The organism is Solilutibacter tolerans, from assembly GCF_900155935.1.
Classification (GTDB): domain Bacteria; phylum Pseudomonadota; class Gammaproteobacteria; order Xanthomonadales; family Xanthomonadaceae; genus Solilutibacter; species Solilutibacter tolerans.
Genome location: NZ_FTLW01000016.1, coordinates 1 through 2,106 on the forward strand (window position 1 = coordinate 1; position 2,106 = coordinate 2,106).

Genomic DNA, 2,106 nt, shown 5'->3' on the forward strand with positions numbered 1-2,106 from the left:
GACTTGCGTAGCGGCATCGGCGATGTGGTAAACGCTACCACATGAGCCGGGCCGCGAAGCAAGTTCGGCTTGAACGAATTGTTAGACCTGTGAACGACCATTTTTGGTTTGCAATGCTTGGCTTTTAAGTAAGCTGAGCCCAGCTTTTCCAAACACTTTCGTTGAACAGGTTTAGCGTCCGGCGAAGCGGACGAGTAGGGCGTGCGCGAACACCATCGAACGCGACAACTAGGCTTCCGCGTTTGAACTTTTAAAGTCTCGCTTCTGTGCGCGCGTAGCGGGCACCGCTGTTGAGCAGTGCGACTGCTCTTGTCGCTCTGCGGTTTGCCTTTGATGTGCAAACTGTGTGCTTTCTACACAGGTCTAACGCCTGAGTTAAGCCGGCCTGCGTAGCGGCCGAGCGTTGCGGTACAACTTACCGCAAAAACGAGGCCGCGAAGCAGGCTCGGCTTGAACGAATTGTTAGGCATGTCCTCTTAATCCCTTGGCATTGGCGGCTGAGGTGGTGGAGCGCCATAGAGATTACGAAATGGCAATGATCGAAGAGTGTATTTGTCCAATGGCTTGCCTGCGAGATAATTCGTAATTGAGGTCGTCAAGCCTCTCCTAATAATCTCCGGGCGAGCTAAAGGCTCGAATTCTTCAGTGACGTCTAGAACTGAATTGTCGCCACGCACGAAGGCGAGAATAGAACCATTCTGTTTGGCTGAAGCAAGGTAATAGTGGCCGACGATTAGCTGAATTCCGCCGCAGCTTATATCTTGGTACGCAACCCTTTTAAATGACGGGGCTCCTTTGATTGTCTTGACCAGCTGAATAGGACCAGAGATGACGTTGTAATGACCATCGGTCCTTCGATCGATCATGCGAAGTGTTGTGACTCTGAACACGAAGACGCTATCGGCATTTTCAAGCGACGCCAGAAAGCTCGGTTCGGTTGGGTCTGTGCAGCCGTACGCATGACCTGATAGTACGAGTGCTATGAGCACAGTCGCGAACTTCTTCATGACATGCCTAACGCCTGAATTAAGCCGCGCCGCGAAGCGGCGTCGGCTTGAATGAATTGTTAGGCCGCGTGCCGCACAATTGCGCCAACAGCAGCCGCAGCCAAAAGAGTAAAGGTGGGTATCACCGTCAGCAAGAATCCGGGGCTACGCTTTGCTGGATTGGCAAGGTACAAACGCCAATAAATGAAGCGCCCGATAAGATAGATGACTCCAATGCCAGCAATGACTGCGTTGGGCCAGTACAAGCTAGCAATGAGTAAGGCAGGAAGAAAGCCGACAAGCTGCTCAAGAGTATTCTGGTGCACGCGGAATGCCCGATTGAATAGCTCGTGCCCAGATGTGGCCGGGGCCATCACTCCGTGTTTCTCTCTAGCGAAGCCAACCAAGATGCCAAAGAGGAAGAACTGAAGAACGGCAAGTACTGCAACTATGTGCACGTAGTTCATAGATCTCCTTTATGGTCTGGATAGCGGCCTAACGCCGGAATTAAGCCGCGCCGCGAAGCGGCGTCGGCTTGAATGAATTGTTAGAGGTCACCTTGCGGGAAAGTACGTAACGTAAAGCGACCACCCACCAAGCACTACAGACAGAGCGCCAAGGACGAGTGAGACGAGGGATATCCAGCCAGCCAAACGCACTGCAGGATCGGGGTGCGAGATGGCCAGGCGTGGGTACTCCCACCACTTGGCAGGTGTGATTGTGATCTCAATCGGTCCATCTACGTTCTCCTCTCGCCCGAAGAGGTCCAGCCAGGCCGGCCAATCGAGCACTATGTCGCCCGTGCTGCCAGGTGCCCCACGCAGATTGGCTGAAAAGCGGAGAACCCGGTAAACGACACCAGAGGAAGTGGACAGCTTGAACCACTTGCCATGACGTTCTCGGCGTTGCTTCTTTTCAGGCATCCAGCGGTGAGAAATGACGAACCACCCCAGGGGAATGCCAATCTTCTTCGCGAAGGCAGCAGGACTTATACGCTCAAAGCTCCCTTTCACTCGCTGTGACCTCTAACGCCTGAGTTAAGCCGGCCCGCTGAGCGGGCGCGGCGATGGTTCAATCATAGCGCCAGCGCCGAGACCGCGAAGCGGGCTCGGCTTGAACG

Annotated in this window: 2 protein-coding genes; both read right to left on the minus strand. The window is 54.1% G+C overall.

Annotation, left to right across the window (positions count from 1 at the left end; translation table 11 throughout):
* Nucleotides 1-476 precede the first annotated feature (476 nt).
* Nucleotides 477-1,007 carry a hypothetical protein gene (locus BW989_RS12520; RefSeq protein ID WP_129582939.1) on the minus strand — a complete coding sequence of 177 codons (531 nt, stop codon included), beginning with the start codon at nt 1,005-1,007 and terminating at the stop codon, nt 477-479.
* Nucleotides 1,008-1,066: 59 nt separating this feature from the next.
* A complete protein-coding gene (locus BW989_RS12260; RefSeq protein ID WP_076588721.1) occupies nt 1,067-1,453 on the minus strand; it encodes an MAPEG family protein in 387 nt (128 codons plus the stop codon).
* Nucleotides 1,454-2,106 lie beyond the last annotated feature (653 nt).